Below are 1,750 nucleotides of genomic sequence, written 5' to 3' on the forward strand. Positions count from 1 at the left end.
CGCGGCCAATATCTCGACTACCTGCCGCAAGGACGGCGATTACTACGTGCTCAACGGCACCAAGTGCTTCATCACCAATGGCGGGCGCGCCTCATGGGTGGTGGTGTTCGCGACCCTGGACAAGACCAAGGGGCGCGAAGCGCACCGCGCCTTCATCGTGGACAAGGGGACCCCCGGCTTCAGCCTCGGCAAGATCGAGAAGAAGCTGGGCCTTCGCTCCTCGGAGACGGCCGAGCTGGTCTTCGACGAATGCCGCGTGCACAAGGACAATCTGCTGGGCGGGGAAGAGCACTATGAGAAGATGGGCTCGGGCGGCTTCAAGACCGCGATGAAGACCTTCGATTCGACCCGCCCGCCGGTGGCCGCGATGGCGACTGGCATCGCGCGGGCTTCCTATGAGCTGGCCCGCGACGCGGCCAAGGATATCCACATGCTGGGCCGCCCGCTCGCGCGCAACCAGGTCGTCCGCGAGAAGCTCGCCGAGATGGAGCGCAAGATCACGGCCGCACGCCTGATGATCTGGCACGCCACCTGGATGGCCGATCTGGGCATCCCCAACTCCAAGGAAGCCTCCATGTGCAAGGCCTACGCCGGCACCGTGGCCAAGTGGGTGACCCGCGAGGCGATCGGGATGATCGGCGGTCACGGCACCGAGCAGGAGGCGCTTCTCGAGAAAGCCATGCGCGACATCCAGGTGTTTGATATTTTTGAGGGAACCGGCCAGATCCAGCGCCTCATCGTGAGCCGCCGTCTCATGGAAGGGCTGCGCATCGAGTAGTTTTCTGGACCGGTTAGACCATAAAGTTATTTCGTATGTAGATGGTGTTAACTTCTTGATATTAAACGGACTATTCAAGTTGATAGCGGGGCGCCATCGGGCGCACCGCCGGCATTTGAGGGCGATTCACAATTGACGCGCTGTCTCATCTCTGATAGAAAGTAAGTGTTTACTCACTCTTGCCCGGAGGGCGCGCCAACATGTCACGAGCAGCAACTCAGCCCAAGAAATCCTCGGGAAGCAAAGACGCCCCGGAGACCTCGAAGTCCTCAACGCGCAAGCGGACCTGGCTGTCGGGAGCGGTTCGGCGTGAGGAGATCCTGGCCTCGGCCATCAAGGTCTTCGCCTCCAAGAGTTATCAGGGAACCACCGTTCGCGACATCGCCAAGGAAGCCGGCGTGTCCGAGGCGCTCTTATATAAATACTTCCCTTCGAAGAAGGCGCTCTTCCTCGAAGCCTTCGAACGCTCCAACAAGTTCCTCTTCGAGAAGCTTCAGGAAATGCTGCGCTCCTCCAAGCGACCCAAGGAAATGGCCCGGGAGCTGTTCCTGTTCTACTACCGCTTCCTTCAGGAAGATCAGGTCTACCCCCGGATGCTTTTCCTCGTGATGGCCGAACTCGATGACCCCGAGGTCAAGAAGGTCTTCGTGGGCGGGCTCAAGAAGACTGCCAAGCTCGTCCAGCGCTCACTCAAGCAGGCGCAGGACTACGGACTTGTCGAACGCAAACTCAACGTCGAAGCCAGCTCCTGGCTGATGCTCGGCGCTTACCAGATGCTCGCCCTGATGAAGGAAGCGGGCATCCTGACCGAAATGTCGGAAAAGGAATTCGCCGCGGTCATCGACTCGGTGCCCGAGGCATTCTCTCCCTCTACCAAGTAATGAAACCACGTCGCATCGTCGTTGGCGCGCTGGCAAAGAAGAAGCGCGTGCTTCCGCCGCAGGTGGAACCCATCAATCTCTATTGCCTCAA

2 protein-coding genes are annotated in these 1,750 nt (G+C 59.8%); both read left to right on the forward strand.

Translation table 11 applies throughout. The features are described 5' to 3' along the window. A partial coding sequence (locus KDH09_07090; GenBank protein MCB0219440.1) for an acyl-CoA dehydrogenase family protein occupies window positions 1-778 on the forward strand: 778 nt, incomplete at its 5' end. A gap of 200 nt (window positions 779-978) precedes the next feature. Further along, entirely contained in the window at window positions 979-1,659 is a 681-nt protein-coding gene (locus KDH09_07095) for a TetR/AcrR family transcriptional regulator (protein ID MCB0219441.1), read from the forward strand. The last annotated feature ends 91 nt before the right edge of the window (window positions 1,660-1,750 follow it).

It is taken from the genome of Chrysiogenia bacterium, from assembly GCA_020434085.1.
In the GTDB taxonomy this organism is placed as follows: domain Bacteria; phylum JAGRBM01; class JAGRBM01; order JAGRBM01; family JAGRBM01; genus JAGRBM01.